Here is a 13,412-nt window from a genome sequence, read left to right as displayed (position 1 = left end):
TTCCTCGGGTTCGTGATGAGGCCATTGTGGCCAAGCGCCCTGCGCCGGACAGCCTGCCTGCGACACAGCGCAGCTGGCCGCGATGAAATGCGGCTCGCCGCGATGCGCGCAGGGATGCGTGCTAGAAGCCCGCCAGCTTGAGCCCGCTGACCAGCGGCTTGCCCTTCTTGGCCCGCTTGCCGATATAGGGCGCCAGATCATTCGCATCAAAGGTCAGGCTCATCGGCTTGCCACCGCGGCCAGTGCCGTTGAGCACCAAGGTTTCTCCATCACTGATGGTGATAGCGGACAGCATATCGCCCTCGTCGAGCGCCATGGCGATCATGCCGCGACCACCGCCGCCCAAGGCCTTGAGTTCGCTGAGCGCAAACGCATGCAGGCGGCCCGACATGGAGAGACAGCAGACGAGATTGGTTTCACGTGGCGCAAACGTGGTCACCTTGACCAGCTCTTCGCCCTCGTCGAGCGAGACAAAAGCCTTGCCGGCCTTCTGGCGTGTCATCAGGTCCTTGAATTCGCAGTGGAAGGCATAACCCGAAGCACCGGCAATCAGCACGCCGGCATCGGGTTTGGCGACCAATAGCTGCACCACGCGGCTCTTGGCAGCCAGTTCGATCAGCGTTGCCACCGGGACGCCATCGCCACGCCCGCCAGGCAGGCTGGCGGCGGCCACGTTGTAGATGCGGCCATCGGAGCCGAACAGCACCACCGTATCGACCGAGCGACACTCCAGCGCCGCCATCAGCTTGTCGCCTTCCTTGAAACCGAGGTTCTGCGTATCGACACCGTGGCCACTGCGGGCACGTATCCAGCCCTTTTCCGAGAGAATCACCGTCAGCGGCTCATCCACCACGGTGGCCGTGACCGTCGCCCGCTCCTTGGCCTCGATCAGGGTACGGCGCGCGTCGCCAAAGGTTTTGGCATCGCCCTGGATTTCCTTGATGATGAGCCGCTGCATGGCGTTGCCATCGGCCAGCAGGTGTTCGAGTTCGGCCTTTTCTTCGCGCAACTTGGCCAGTTCCTGCTCGATCTTGATGCCTTCGAGCCGGGCCAGCTGGCGCAAGCGGATCTCGAGGATATCATCGGCCTGACGCTCGCTCAGGTTGAAGCGCGCCATCAAAGCCGATTTGGGCTCGTCGCTCTCGCGGATGATGCGGATCACCTCGTCGATATTGAGGTACACCACCATCCGGCCTTCAAGAATATGGATGCGGTCGTCCACCTGACCCAACCGGTGCCGGGTGCGGCGCGTCACGGTGGCAAAGCGATACGCGATCCACTCGCTGAGCAGCTGCTTGAGGTTCTTTTGCTGCGGCCGGCCATCCAGACCGATCGCCACCATATTGATGCTGGCGCTGCCTTCCAGGCTGGTGTGCGTGAGCAGCAGATTGGCGAATTCTTCGGGGTTCTGGGTACGGCTCTTGGGCTCGAACACCAGACGCACCGTGACATCCTTGCCCGATTCGTCGCGCACCGTGTCGAGCTGGCTCAGCAACAGCTGCTTGAGCTGCACCTGTTCCTGCGTGAGCGCCTTCTTGCCCTTCTTGATCTTGGGGTTGGTGAGATCTTCGATCTCTTCGAGGACGCGCTGGCTCGATGTATTGGGCGGCAGTTCGGTAATCACCAGCTGCCACTGGCCGCGTGCCAGATCCTCGATCTTCCAGCGCGCACGCACAGCCAGCGAACCGCGACCACTCTCGTAGGCCGCCAAGATCTGCTCGCGGCTGGAGATGATCTGCCCGCCACCGGGGAAATCCGGGCCGCGGACAATATCGAGCAGGTCGGCAATTTCCAGCTTGGGCTGCTTGATCAGCGCCACCGCGGCTTCGGCTACTTCGGCCAGATTGTGCGGCGGCATCTCCGTCGCCATGCCCACGGCAATGCCCGATGCGCCATTGAGCAGCAGCATGGGCAGACGCGCCGGCAGCAGCTTGGGCTCTTGGAACGCACCATCGTAGTTGGGGACGAAGTCCGAGGTGCCCATGTCAATTTCCGACATCAGCAGCTCGGCAATCTTGGTCAGCCGCGCTTCGGTGTAGCGCATGGCCGCCGCGCCGTCACCATCGCGCGAGCCGAAGTTGCCGTGGCCATCCACTAGCGGATAGCGCAGGGAAAAGTCCTGCGCCATGCGCACCATGGCCTCGTAGGCCGAGCTATCACCGTGCGGGTGGAATTTACCCAGCACCTCACCGACCACACGCGCCGATTTGACCGGCTTGGCCACCGCGCCCAGGCCCATCTCGTGCATCGCGTAAAGGATGCGCCGCTGCACGGGCTTCTGGCCGTCAGCCACTTCGGGCAGCGCCCGGCCCTTGACCACAGAGACCGCGTATTCCAGATAGGCACGCTCCGCATAGCGGCCCAGCGGCACCGTATCGGCCCCGGCAAAGTCGCTGAGGCTCGGTGGCGGCGGCAGGTGCTCGCCATTACCGCCTGCCGTGGCAGGTGCCTCGGCCTCGGTTTCCTCGGGCAGTTCGTCGTCTAGCGGGAGATCAGTCTGGTCGGTCATGGTGGCAAACAAGGGGAAGCTGGCGCGGATGATGGCATGGCGGCAGGCCGGGTATCAAATCCCGACCCGTACGTGAAGCGTAGGGTGCAATAAGCGCAGCGTATTGCACCTAATCCTCGGCCATGAAGCGGAGCAATGCGGCTACGCCTTATTGCACCCTACCACGAGATCCGTCTGCGCCAGAAAGCACAAAGCCGACCCGGAGGTCGGCTTTTAATGGCGTGGTGAAACGCTTATTCCTTGGCCTTCAGCGCTTCGACCAGGTCGATGTACTTCTGCTTGGCGGTATCGGAATCGGTACCGGCCAGCTCGGCCCAGGCGTTGTACTTGGCGCCGGCCACGAAGTCGAACATGCCGGGCTTGTCGCCCTTCACGTCGCCCTCGGAAGCCTGCTTGAACAACGCGTAGAGCTTGAGCTTGACCGAGTTGTCGGGCGCTTCGGACAGTTTGGTGACATCTTCAGCAGCGGTTTTGAACTTGGCGTCGAGATCGGACATGAGACGTTCCTTGTATCGGTTGGAGAGCGGACAAACCGCAATTTCAATCAAGCGTTTGCTTGAGTCAAGCATCCTGACGATAAACCACCTCGCCACCCACTAAGGTGTAGCGAACTTTGCCACGCAATTCCATCCCTGCAAACGGGGTGTGCTTGCCACTCGAACGCAAATTCTCCGGCGTGGCGCGCCAGTTGGCGTAGGGATCGAACACGCAGATATCCGCCGGCGCACCCACCGCCAGTTGGCCTGCAGGCAGACCCATCAACGCGGCCGGCGCGCTGCTGATCTTGGCCAGCGCCTGCGGCAGCGGCACATGTTTTTGCTCGGCCCAGGCCAGCGTCATCGACAGCAGCAGTTCCAGACCGGTGGCGCCCGGCTTGGCTTCGCCAAACGGGACCAGCTTGTCGTCGTTGCCGACCGGGTTGTGGTCAGAACAGATCGCGGCAATCGTGCCGTCGAGCAGGCCGTGCTGGATCGCATCGCGGTCGCTCACGCCGCGCAGCGGCGGGCTCAGGCGCATATTGCTGTCGAAATAGCCGATGTCGATATCGGCCAGATGCACATGGTTGATGCTCACATCGCAGCTCAGCGGCAAACCGTAGGCGCGTGCCGCAGCAATCATTTCCAGGCCTTCACGCGTGGACACGCGCTCCAGATGCACGCGGGCACCGCTGTCCTTCATCAGAATCACGATGGTCGAGATCGCCACGGTTTCGGCCACAGCCGGCACCGGTGGCAAACCAAGCCGCGTGGCGACCTGGCCTTCGTGGGCCACGCCGCCTTCGGCCAGGCTCACATCCTGCGGACGCAGGCGCAGCGTATGGCCGAAGGTGGCCGCGTATTGCATGGCACGCAGCAGGACGCGGTGGTCGGGCAGCGGCTTGTCGGCCTGGGTAAACGCCACGCAGCCGGCGCCGGCTAGCTTGGCGAATTCGGTCAGTTCCTTGCCGTCGAGGCCACGCGTCAATGCACCTACGGGGAGCACACGCGCCAGACCCAGCGCATCGGCCTTCTGGCGCAGCATCTGCACGAGGCTGGGCTGATCAAGCGCGGGCTTGGTGTCGGGCATGGCGCACAGCGTGGTCACGCCGCCGGCCACGGCTGCTTGCAGCTCGGAGCGCAGCTTGTGCTTGTGTTCGCCACCGGGCTCGCCAAGGCGCGCAGCCAGATCGACCAGACCCGGCATCACGGTCAGGCCCGAGGCATCGATGGCGCTGCCGGCGGCAAAGCCGGCCGGGGCAGTGCCAATGGCGGCGATCTTGCCGTCGGCAATGAAGACATCGGCGACCGTATCGAGGCCGCTGGCCGGGTCGATCACGCGGCCGTTCTTGAGGTGCAGGGACGTGGTCATGCGCGGGCCTCCGAAAGCAGGCTCATCACGGCCATGCGTACCGCAATGCCGAAAGTGACTTGGTTGAGGATGACTGATTGCGGGCCGTCGGCCACCGCGGAGTCGATTTCCACCCCGCGGTTCATCGGGCCGGGGTGCATGACGATGGCGTCAGGCTTGGCCAGTGCCACCGTGTCGCGGCTCAGGCCGTAGCACTGGTTGAATTCGTTGGCGCTGGGCAGCAGCGCGCCGTGCATGCGCTCGTTCTGCAGACGCAGGGCGATGATCACGTCCACGCCCTTGAGGCCCTCGCGCAGATCATGGAACACGCGCACGCCGAGTTGTTCGACATCGCGCGGCAGCAGCGTCTTGGGGCCGATCACGCGCACTTCGGGCACGCCCAGCGTGGTCAGCGCATGAATCTGCGAGCGCGCCACGCGGCTGTGCAGGATGTCACCGACAATCGCCACGGTCAGGTTCTGGAAATCGCCCTTGTAGTGGCGGATCGTGTACATATCGAGCAGCGCCTGCGTCGGGTGCGCGTGGCGGCCGTCACCGGCGTTGACCACGGCCACACCGGGCTGCACATGCTTGGCGATCAGGAAGGGCGCGCCCGATTCGGCGTGGCGCACCACAAACATGTCCGCGCCCATCGCTTCGAGGTTGTGAATCGTATCGAGCAGCGTCTCACCCTTGGCCGTGGAACTGGCCTGGATATTGAGGCTGTGCACATCGGCGCTGAGGCGCTTCTGGGCAATCTCGAAAGTCGTGCGGGTGCGCGTGGAGTTCTCGAAGAACAGATTGAACACGCTCTTGCCGGCCAGATCGCCGTGCTTCTTCTCGCCCTGCTCGCCGGCGGCCACATAGGTCGCCGCGCGGTCGAGTATGCGCCGCAGGATCGCGGCAGGCAGGCCTTCGGTGCTGAGCAGGTGGATCAGCTCGCCGTGGCGGTTGAGTTGGGGGTTGTACATCGTCCGATGCCTTTCAGATTGCCGCGGCCGTCAGGCGCTTCTCAAACGTGAAGCCGGGCCGCTTTGTATACCCTAGGTGTTCGTAAAACCGGTGTGCCTCTAGGCGATGCACACCCGAACCGAGACGCACGCGCAAATTGCCGAAGCGCTGGGTCCAGACCTCTGCCGCGTCCAGCAGCCGGGCACCCACGCCCATGCCGCGCGCGGCTTCGTCTACCACCAGCGCATGCACTTCCACATAACCGTCGGAGGCCAGCAGGTACACCCGTGCCATGTGGATCAGTCCAACGACCTTGCCTGCGCATTCGGCGACCAGCACGGCCTGTTTATCATCACCGGCGAGGTCGGCGTAACGTGCCAGTACCTGCGATTCGCTTTCGACCGGGTAGCCGAGCTGGTCGAGCAGGCCAGACACAGCCTTTGCATCAGCCTGGGCAAACGGGCGCGTTGCTAGGCAGGTCTGCATGGCTTACGACGCAGGCTGGTCAAACCAGCACTGCAAAATCCGCATCGCCGCCACCTGATCAAGCGCCGCCTTGCGCTTTTTGCCGAAGGTCTGCGCCTCGCTCAGCAGGCTGTCGGCTTCGACCGAGGTCAGCCGCTCGTCCACCAGTGCCACCGGCAGGCCGAAGCGGCCGTTGAGGCGATTGGCGAAGGTGCGGCTGAGGCGGCTCAGTTCGTGTTCCGTGCCATCAAGATGGCTGGGCAGGCCAACGACCAGCTGAGTCGGCTGCCACTCCTGGATCAGCTTGCCGATGGCCGCAAATTTTTCATCATTGCCGGCCCCCGTTACCGTAGCCAACGGGGTGGCGATACCGAGTTCCATGCTGCCGCCGGCCACGCCGATGCGGACCTCGCCGAAGTCGAAGGCCAGCACGTAGCCGCTCAAGCGTGCCCCGCCGTATCCGACAGCATGGCCATATCGATGCCCAGCAAACCCAGCGCCGCGTCGTAGCGCTTTTCGGCGGGCAGCTGGAAGATCAGTTCGATATCGGCTTCCACGGTCAGCCAGGCGTTCTGTGCGAGCTCGCCTTCGAGCTGGCCGGCTTCCCAGCCTGCGTAGCCCAGCGTGATGAACATGCGGTCCGGGCCTTCGCCATCACCCACGGCCAACAACACATCCTTGGACGTGGTGAGACCCAGATCATCTTCTACGGCCAGCGTGGATTGCCAGTTACCCAGCGGCTGGTGCAGCACAAAGCCACGGTCGGTCTGCACCGGGCCGCCGAAGTGGACTTCCTGCCCGGCCACGTCTTCGCGCTTGAGCTCGATATCGACCTGCTCGAACAGGGTACGCACATCCATGCCCAGTGGGCGATTGACGATCACGCCCATCGCGCCCTGATCGCTGTGATCGCAGACGAACACGAGCGCCCGCGCAAACAGCGGGTCGGCCATGGCCGGCATGGCAATCAGGAACTGGCGACTCAGGTTGATGGTTTCCATAAGGGGAATTATCGCATACGTGTTTGCCGCCTGCCGGGCTGTGCTGCGCGACCGACCCGGGCGGGTTAAACTAAATGAACCGTACAAAACATGGACACACCATGCCGCATTACACCACTGCCCTGGTCTGGCTGCGCCGCGACCTGCGCCTGCACGACCATGCTGCGCTGTTTCATGCGCTCAAGCAGTCTGCTGCCGTCATCCCGGTCTTCGTGTTTGATCGTGCCATTCTCGATGCCTTGCCGCGTGCCGACCGGCGCGTGGAGTTCATCTGGGAAACGATAGACGCGCTCAAGCGACAGTTGCAGGCTCGCGGCAGCGATCTGCTCGTGCGCCACGCCGTGGCGGCCGAGGCCTTGCCGCAACTGGCGCGCGAACTGGGCGCGCAGGCGGTGTACACCAATCACGATTACGAGCCCGCCGCCATCGCGCGCGATGCACAGGTCCAAGCCGCACTGGCAGCACAGGGTATCGATTTCCACACCTTCAAAGACCAGGTCATCTTCGAGCGCGACGAGGTGCTGACCCAGGCCGGCCGCTATTTCAGCGTGTACACGCCGTACAAGAACGCCTGGTACAAGCAGCTGAGCCCGTTCTATCTGCGCAGCTACCCGGTGGAGCGCTATCTGGACGCTTTAGCCAAGCGCGTGCCCGAACCTCTGCCCAGCCTGGAAGCACTGGGCTTTGCACGCACCAATCTGCTGGCGCTGGGCGTGCAGCCGGGGCCGGAAGGTGCATCGGCGCTTTTCGAAGACTTTTGCGATCGCATCGACCGCTACAAGGACGCACGCGACTACCCGGCAATCAAGGGCGTGTCGTATCTCTCGGTACATCTGCGTTTTGGTACGACCTCGATCCGCCAGCTGGCCAGTGCGGCTTGGGATCGTCAGACTGCCGGGAGCCTGGGCTGGCTGGGCGAGCTGATCTGGCGCGACTTCTATCACCAGATCCTTTACCACCGGCCCGATGTGGTCGAACACGCCTTCAAGCCCGAATACGAGGCACTGCCCTTCCCCAACAACGAGGACCTCTTCGCCGCCTGGTGCGAGGGCCGCACGGGTTACCCGATCGTCGATGCCGCCATGCGGCAGATGAACCAGACCGGCTTCATGCACAACCGCCTGCGCATGGTGGCGGCGAGTTTTCTGGTCAAGGATCTGCTGATTGATTGGCGCTGGGGCGAGCGCTACTTTGCCGAAAAGCTGATCGACTTTGATCTAGCCGCCAACAACGGCGGCTGGCAATGGGCCGCGAGCACAGGTTGCGATGCACAGCCGTACTTCCGCATCTTCAACCCGGTCAGCCAGAGTGAAAAGTTCGACGCCGAGGGCAAGTTCATCCGCCGCTATGTGCCCGAACTGGCCAAGCTGCCCACCAAGGCGCTGCATGCGCCATGGCTGGCCCGACCGATCGAGCTGGCCGGCGCCGGCGTGCGGCTGGGGGTGGACTATCCCGAGCCGGTAGTGGACCACGCCGTGCAGCGCGAGCTGGCGCTGGCGTTGTTCAAGCGCGGCTGATTCAATCCCAGCGCCAGATCATCTCGAACTGGCGCGCATTGATTTCCGCCCCGAGCCTTTGCAGCAAAGCCACCGAAGCGCTGCCCTCGGTCAGATTGATGAAACGCAGCGGCTTGGTAGAGCGACCCCGCAGGCTGGCAATCAGGGCGGTGCCCAACCCCAGGCGGCGGGCTTCAGGACGCACGGCAAACAGCGGCACATCGCCGGTATCGGGATGGAGTACGCCGATGGCCAGCGGCCGGCCGTCGCTCTCCTGTCGCAGCTGCACAAAGGGTCGCGGGCTGCGCGCCAGCGAGGCCGGGCTGTTCTGCCAGCTAGGGGCTTCCGCCAGCCAAGCCAGGCATGCCGCCGGCACAGCGGCGGCACTGACTTCGCGCAGCTGCACGCCGGCAGGCAGTGCATCGGGTGGCAGGATGGGCAGGGTCAAGCAATCAAAGCGGCGCACGGGTGCAAAACCGCAGGCTTCGTAACTGCGCCGTGCCGGCGTGTTGGTATCGATGACTTCCAGCACGCATTGCGTGAGACCCGCGGCTTGCCAGATCGGTAGAAGTTGGGTGAACAGGGCTTGGCTCAAGCGCTGGCCGCGCCAAGCCGGCAATACACCGGTGCCGGTGTCGTAGGCCGAGGGCCGGCCACCGTGTTCGCCCTTGCAGATCAGGTGGAACGCCACCAGCGTCTCGCCTGCAAACGCACCGGCCGACAAGGCCGCGTCAAAGCCGCGCCGTTGGAGCAAGGTGGCAAAACCGGCCTGATCCATCCGTATCGGCTCGCTGTAATCGGCGAACGCGGCCATGAAGGCCTCGTGCAACTGGGCAAGGGGCACGCCTTCCAGCGTGCGCAGGCTGGGCGCGCTCATGGTGCGGCCTCTGCCTTGCCATCAAAGCGCCGATCCAGCCATTGCACCAGCGCCTGCCAGACCTCGTCGCGGTTGGTTTCGTTGAACATTTCGTGGCGGCCGCCGGGGTAGATGGTGGTGTACACATCGCGCACACCGCGCGCGACATAGTGCTGTGCCAGCTGTTTGCAGCCCTTGCCACCCATGCTGACCGGATCGTGCGAGCCGGCCATCAACCAGACCGACAGTCTCGCGGGCAGCAGAGTGGCCAAGCTGCCTTCCCGCGCCTCCATGGCCACAATCGCCTCGAACAGGTCCTGCCAGAGCCGCGGCGTGCAATCGAAACCGCATTGCGGATCGGCGATATACGCATCCACCGTGGCCGGATCTCGGCTGAGCCAGTCAAATGGGGTGCGGGCTGGCAAAAAGCGCAGATTGAAGGTGCCGAACACCAGCTTGCGCAAGAAGGACGAGGGCTGGTCCGCACCGCGTCGGCCAGCATCCCAGGCCGCAATGCGCCCCATCCAGCGGGCCAGTCTGGCCTGGCGGAAGCCCGGCGCGGAGAGGATCAAACCATCCATCAGGCCGGGACGCTGCAGAACCAGCGAGCGCGCCACAAAGGCGCCCATGCTGTGGCCCAGCAAGGCCAAGGGCACACCGGGATGGCTGGCGCGGACGTTCTCCAGCAAGCGGATCAGATCGCCCACCACGGCGTCCCAGCCCGACGCATCGGCAAAGTGTCCCGGTCGCCCATGGGCGCTGCCACCGTGGCCCCGGTGATCCAGCGCCCACACGCTGCAGCCATGCGTGTTCAGATGGCGGGCCAGCGCATCATAACGGGCGGCGTGTTCGGCCATGCCATGGGCAATGACGACAAGCCGGCGAGGCGCAGCAACCGGCCAGTGGTAGCGCGTGATACGCACACCATCACTTGCTGTGAAAGTATCGATCTGCATGGGGACGTGGCTAGAATACGGAAATGAACGAAGTGGAGAGTAAACCATGAACCCGTGGCTCGTCGTCGGCCTTGCTGGCGTTGTCCTCGTCGGCATTGGCCTGACCTGGCGCCACTGGGCCACGCTGACAATCACGCTGCTGCGCAAGCGCGCCGGCTATGTGCGTCACACCATCGGCGTGGATGGCTTCGAGCTGGTCTACCACGAAGCCGGACGGCGTGATGCGCCGCCCATGGTGTTGCTGCACGGCTTTGCTGGTGACGGCGACAACTGGGTGCTGATGACACCCCATCTGGGCAAGGATTTCCGCATCCTGATTCCCGATCTGCCCGGTTTCGGCGAGACCGGCTACCTGCCGGGCCAATCGTATTCGCTGGATCGCCAGGTGGCGCGGCTCAAGGACTTCTTCGACATGCTGCATCTGGAACAGGTGCATCTGTGCGGTAACTCACTGGGCGGCTATTTTGCGGCGGCCTTTGCGGCGGCCTATCCGCAGCGGATTGCCTCGCTGGCCCTGTTCAACGCGGCGGGTGTGGATATGCCCAAGCGCAGCCCGTTCTACGAAGCCGCGATGGCCGGTGAAAACTGGCTGCTGGTGCGCAACGAGGCGGATTTCGACCGGGTGCTCAAGCTCGTTTACCACCGCCCACCCTGGCTGCCGGGCTTTCTGCGCGATTACCAGATCGACCAGCGCGTACTCGCATCGGATGACCAGGACGCGGTGTTCCACGAGATCTTCACCGAACGTGTGTGGCTGGATCAGCGCATGCCCCAGATCAGCGCTCCGACGCTGATTCTTTGGGGCGACGACGACCGTGTCCTGGATATCTCCTCGATCAAGCTGTTCCAGGCCGGCATTGCCAACGCGCAGGCTGCCATCATTCCTGCCTGCGGCCATGTACCGATGATGGAGAAGCCCGAGGCGACGGCGCGTGTTTATCTGCGTTTTCTGGCCGGGCTGACACAAACTGCCCCCGCGCTGGACTCACTGCAAGCGGCCGAGGCCGTCAGCGGCCACTGAAGCTCGCGGCGAGGCCCCCATGCACTTCGACACCCGCCGCGACATTCCTGCCTCGCCCGCTACCGTGTTTGCCGCCTTTACCGACCCTGCACGTCTGGCGCGCTGGTGGGGGCCTGCCGGGTTCAGCAACACGTTCAGCCACTGTGAATTCGAGCCCGGAGGCGCCTGGGTATATGTGATGCACGGTCCGGACAACAAGCACTATCCCAACGAAAGCCGCTTTGCCGAGATCGTCCTCAACGAACGCTTGGTGATCCAGCATGTATCGCAGCCGCGCTACCGGCTCACCATCTCACTGGCTCCGATAGATGGCGGCACAGGTACACAGGTTCGCTGGGTGCAGGTATTCGACGACCCACGCGTCGCCAGCGGCGTCGCGCATATCGTGGCCCCGGCCAATGAACAGAATCTGGATCGGCTGACAGCAGAGGTGCTGAGCCCCCCCGCTTGATGCACCCGTCTTAACCGGCGCGCCGGAACTCGCGCACCACATGGGCCTGACGGCGACTGACCGGCAACTTGTCGGCGCAGCCATCCAGCACGGCCACCCAGTGGCCTTCACCCTCATCATGGTCGCGTTCAAAGCCCAGCAGCTTCTCGCGGGCCACCAGGCAGTTGCGGTGGATACGCAGGAAGCGCTCGCCGAATTCGGTTTCGAGCTGGGTCAGTGATTCTTCGAGCAGGAACTCCGCCTCACGCGTTTTCAGGGTCACATACTTGAGCTCGGCCTTGAGATAGAGCACCGCGTCCACCGGCACCAGCCGCACCCGGCCACGCTCGGCCACACTGAAGTATCGCCGTGCACTGGTCGATAGCGCCGCCAGCGTGTCGTGGTTGGCATGGGGCATCTCGCGTGCCCGTGCCAGCGCGGCAGCCAGGCGCTCGATACGGATGGGCTTGAGCAGGTAATCGAGCGCGTGCACTTCAAACGCCTGCACGGCGAACTCATCATGCGCCGTGCAGAACACCACGGCCGGGCGGTGATGCAGGCGGCCCAGATGGCGCGCCAGCTCCAGCCCGTTCATGCCCGGCATGTTGATATCGGTGAGCACCAGATCGGCAGGGTGCTGCACCAGCTTCTCCACCGCCTCGGTGCCGGTCTGCGCCGTACCCACCACCTCATGCGGATAGTTGGGGCGGCACTCGGCCAGCAGATCCTGTAGCCGGCTCAAAGCGAGCGGCTCGTCGTCAACCAGAAAGAGTCTGAGCGTGGCGGTCATGATTTCGCTGGTCGGTAAGGCACGATGATATGCACTTGATAATAGTCGCTGCCTACGGTGGTTTTCAGGCTGGCTTCCGCATCAAAGTGCAGACTCAGCCGCTCGCGGATATTGCCCATCGCCATCTTGTTGCCGGCGTGGTGCCGTCCCCCCTCTTTGTAATAGGGGTTACGGATATCGATATGCAACTCATTCCTTGCGCGAAACACATTAATTGCGATCACCCCCGGCTGTATCGAGGGCTCGATTCCATGGTAGACCGCGTTTTCGAGCAACGGCTGAAGAATCAGTGGCGGCACCGCCGCATCGCCGGGCATGTTCTCCAGGTGCCATTCGGTCCGCAGGCGTTCGCCCAGCCTTAAGGACTCCAGACCCAGATACTGGCGCGCCAGTTCCACCTCGCGCTTCAGCGGTACCAGATCGCGGTTCTCGGCCATGAACACGCGGAACAGATCGGCCAAGTCTTCCAGTGCGCGCTCGGCCTTGCGCGGTTCGCTGCGGATCAGGCTCAGCACCGCGTTGAGGCTGTTGAACAGGAAGTGCGGGCGGATGCGAGCCTGCAGCGCCTGCAAACGCGCTTCGGTGAGCAGGGGCGAGAGCGCCCGGCCGCGCAGGCGGAAATACCCCAGCAGCACCAGTGTCAGTGCCGCCGCTATCACCAGGGTGCGGCCATAGGCTGCAGCATTGGTGGGAAACAGCATGGCCAGCGCCCAGTGGCTTAATCCTGCCGTACCCATGGCTAGCAGTAGCACCAGCAAGGCCCCCGCCGTGTAGGGCAACGCGCGCAGGGTGTCGCGCAGGCCGGCCAGCATCGCCATCAGGACCAACAAGGCTGGTTCGAGCAGGGCTGCGCCCGCCATGAAACGCGAGCCGCCATCCGGCAAGGTATCCGACCCAGCCAGGCTTACCGCCAGTGCAATCAGGTTGACACCCACCAGCACGCGCAACACCACGCCCAGATTACGGAAATCGGGCAGGCGATCAGGAATGGTGGGGGCTAAGGGACTATTCACAGGGTTATCTTGAGTGGCGTAGTGGGTAACACGTGAAACCATCCATGTCGGGCTTACCAACATAGCGGCAAGACCGGCCTTTACCAACCCCGGCCGC

At 63.8% G+C, this 13,412-nt stretch carries 14 protein-coding genes; 3 read left to right on the top strand and 11 right to left on the bottom strand.

From position 1 onward, the window contains the following. Window positions 1-121 precede the first annotated feature (121 nt). From parC to O9X62_RS04835, 7 genes are all read right to left on the bottom strand, one after another. A complete protein-coding gene (gene parC / locus O9X62_RS04865) occupies window positions 122-2,509 on the bottom strand; it encodes a DNA topoisomerase IV subunit A (protein ID WP_269531639.1) in 2,388 nt (795 codons plus the stop codon). Window positions 2,510-2,742: 233 nt separating this feature from the next. Beyond that, on the bottom strand, window positions 2,743-3,006 hold the full coding sequence (locus tag O9X62_RS04860) for an acyl-CoA-binding protein (RefSeq protein WP_269531638.1): 264 nt from the start codon (window positions 3,004-3,006) through the stop codon (window positions 2,743-2,745). Window positions 3,007-3,070: 64 nt separating this feature from the next. Next, entirely contained in the window at window positions 3,071-4,357 is a 1,287-nt protein-coding gene (locus O9X62_RS04855; protein WP_269531637.1) for a dihydroorotase, read from the bottom strand. Beyond that, complete coding sequence (locus O9X62_RS04850) at window positions 4,354-5,307, bottom strand: aspartate carbamoyltransferase catalytic subunit (protein ID WP_269531636.1); 954 nt, start codon at window positions 5,305-5,307, stop codon at window positions 4,354-4,356. Before O9X62_RS04850 ends, O9X62_RS04855 begins: the two co-directional genes overlap by 4 nt. Before the next feature lie 13 nt (window positions 5,308-5,320). Next, window positions 5,321-5,773, bottom strand: a complete 453-nt coding sequence (locus tag O9X62_RS04845; protein WP_269531635.1) for a GNAT family N-acetyltransferase — start codon at window positions 5,771-5,773, stop codon at window positions 5,321-5,323. A 3-nt stretch (window positions 5,774-5,776) separates the two neighbouring features. Next, window positions 5,777-6,196, bottom strand: coding sequence for a Holliday junction resolvase RuvX (gene ruvX, locus O9X62_RS04840; protein WP_269531634.1), 420 nt, complete (start codon window positions 6,194-6,196; stop codon window positions 5,777-5,779). Next, window positions 6,193-6,753, bottom strand: a complete 561-nt coding sequence (locus O9X62_RS04835) for a YqgE/AlgH family protein (RefSeq protein ID WP_269531633.1) — start codon at window positions 6,751-6,753, stop codon at window positions 6,193-6,195. Before O9X62_RS04835 ends, ruvX begins: the two co-directional genes overlap by 4 nt. A 74-nt stretch (window positions 6,754-6,827) precedes the next feature. Here O9X62_RS04835 and O9X62_RS04830 point away from each other — a divergent pair, with 74 nt between their 5' ends. After that, window positions 6,828-8,270, top strand: coding sequence for a deoxyribodipyrimidine photo-lyase (locus O9X62_RS04830; protein WP_269531632.1), 1,443 nt, complete (start codon window positions 6,828-6,830; stop codon window positions 8,268-8,270). 1 nt (window position 8,271) lies between these two features. Here O9X62_RS04830 and O9X62_RS04825 read toward each other — a convergent pair whose 3' ends face one another. Both O9X62_RS04825 and O9X62_RS04820 read right to left on the bottom strand, forming a co-directional pair. Further along, window positions 8,272-9,126 (bottom strand): GNAT family N-acetyltransferase, encoded by an 855-nt coding sequence (locus tag O9X62_RS04825; protein ID WP_269531631.1) that lies wholly within the window; start codon window positions 9,124-9,126, stop codon window positions 8,272-8,274. Continuing rightward, entirely contained in the window at window positions 9,123-10,061 is a 939-nt protein-coding gene (locus O9X62_RS04820; protein WP_269531630.1) for an alpha/beta hydrolase, read from the bottom strand. Before O9X62_RS04820 ends, O9X62_RS04825 begins: the two co-directional genes overlap by 4 nt. A gap of 46 nt (window positions 10,062-10,107) precedes the next feature. On the opposite strand from O9X62_RS04820, the gene O9X62_RS04815 reads away from it, so the two are divergent. Beyond that, a complete protein-coding gene (locus O9X62_RS04815) occupies window positions 10,108-11,082 on the top strand; it encodes an alpha/beta fold hydrolase (protein ID WP_269531629.1) in 975 nt (324 codons plus the stop codon). A gap of 19 nt (window positions 11,083-11,101) precedes the next feature. Next, a complete protein-coding gene (locus O9X62_RS04810) occupies window positions 11,102-11,533 on the top strand; it encodes an SRPBCC domain-containing protein (protein ID WP_269531628.1) in 432 nt (143 codons plus the stop codon). A gap of 10 nt (window positions 11,534-11,543) precedes the next feature. Here O9X62_RS04810 and O9X62_RS04805 read toward each other — a convergent pair whose 3' ends face one another. Both O9X62_RS04805 and O9X62_RS04800 read right to left on the bottom strand, forming a co-directional pair. Then, window positions 11,544-12,302, bottom strand: a complete 759-nt coding sequence (locus O9X62_RS04805) for a LytTR family DNA-binding domain-containing protein (protein WP_269531627.1) — start codon at window positions 12,300-12,302, stop codon at window positions 11,544-11,546. After that, the gene (locus tag O9X62_RS04800; RefSeq protein ID WP_269531626.1) at window positions 12,299-13,315 is read right to left on the bottom strand and encodes a sensor histidine kinase; all 1,017 of its coding nucleotides are present in this window, start codon (window positions 13,313-13,315) and stop codon (window positions 12,299-12,301) included. Before O9X62_RS04800 ends, O9X62_RS04805 begins: the two co-directional genes overlap by 4 nt. Window positions 13,316-13,412 lie beyond the last annotated feature (97 nt).

The organism is Chitinimonas sp. BJYL2 (genome assembly GCF_027257935.1).
Classification (GTDB): Bacteria; Pseudomonadota; Gammaproteobacteria; order Burkholderiales; family Chitinimonadaceae; genus Chitinimonas.
This window is presented reverse-complemented; position numbering and strand designations above follow the sequence as displayed.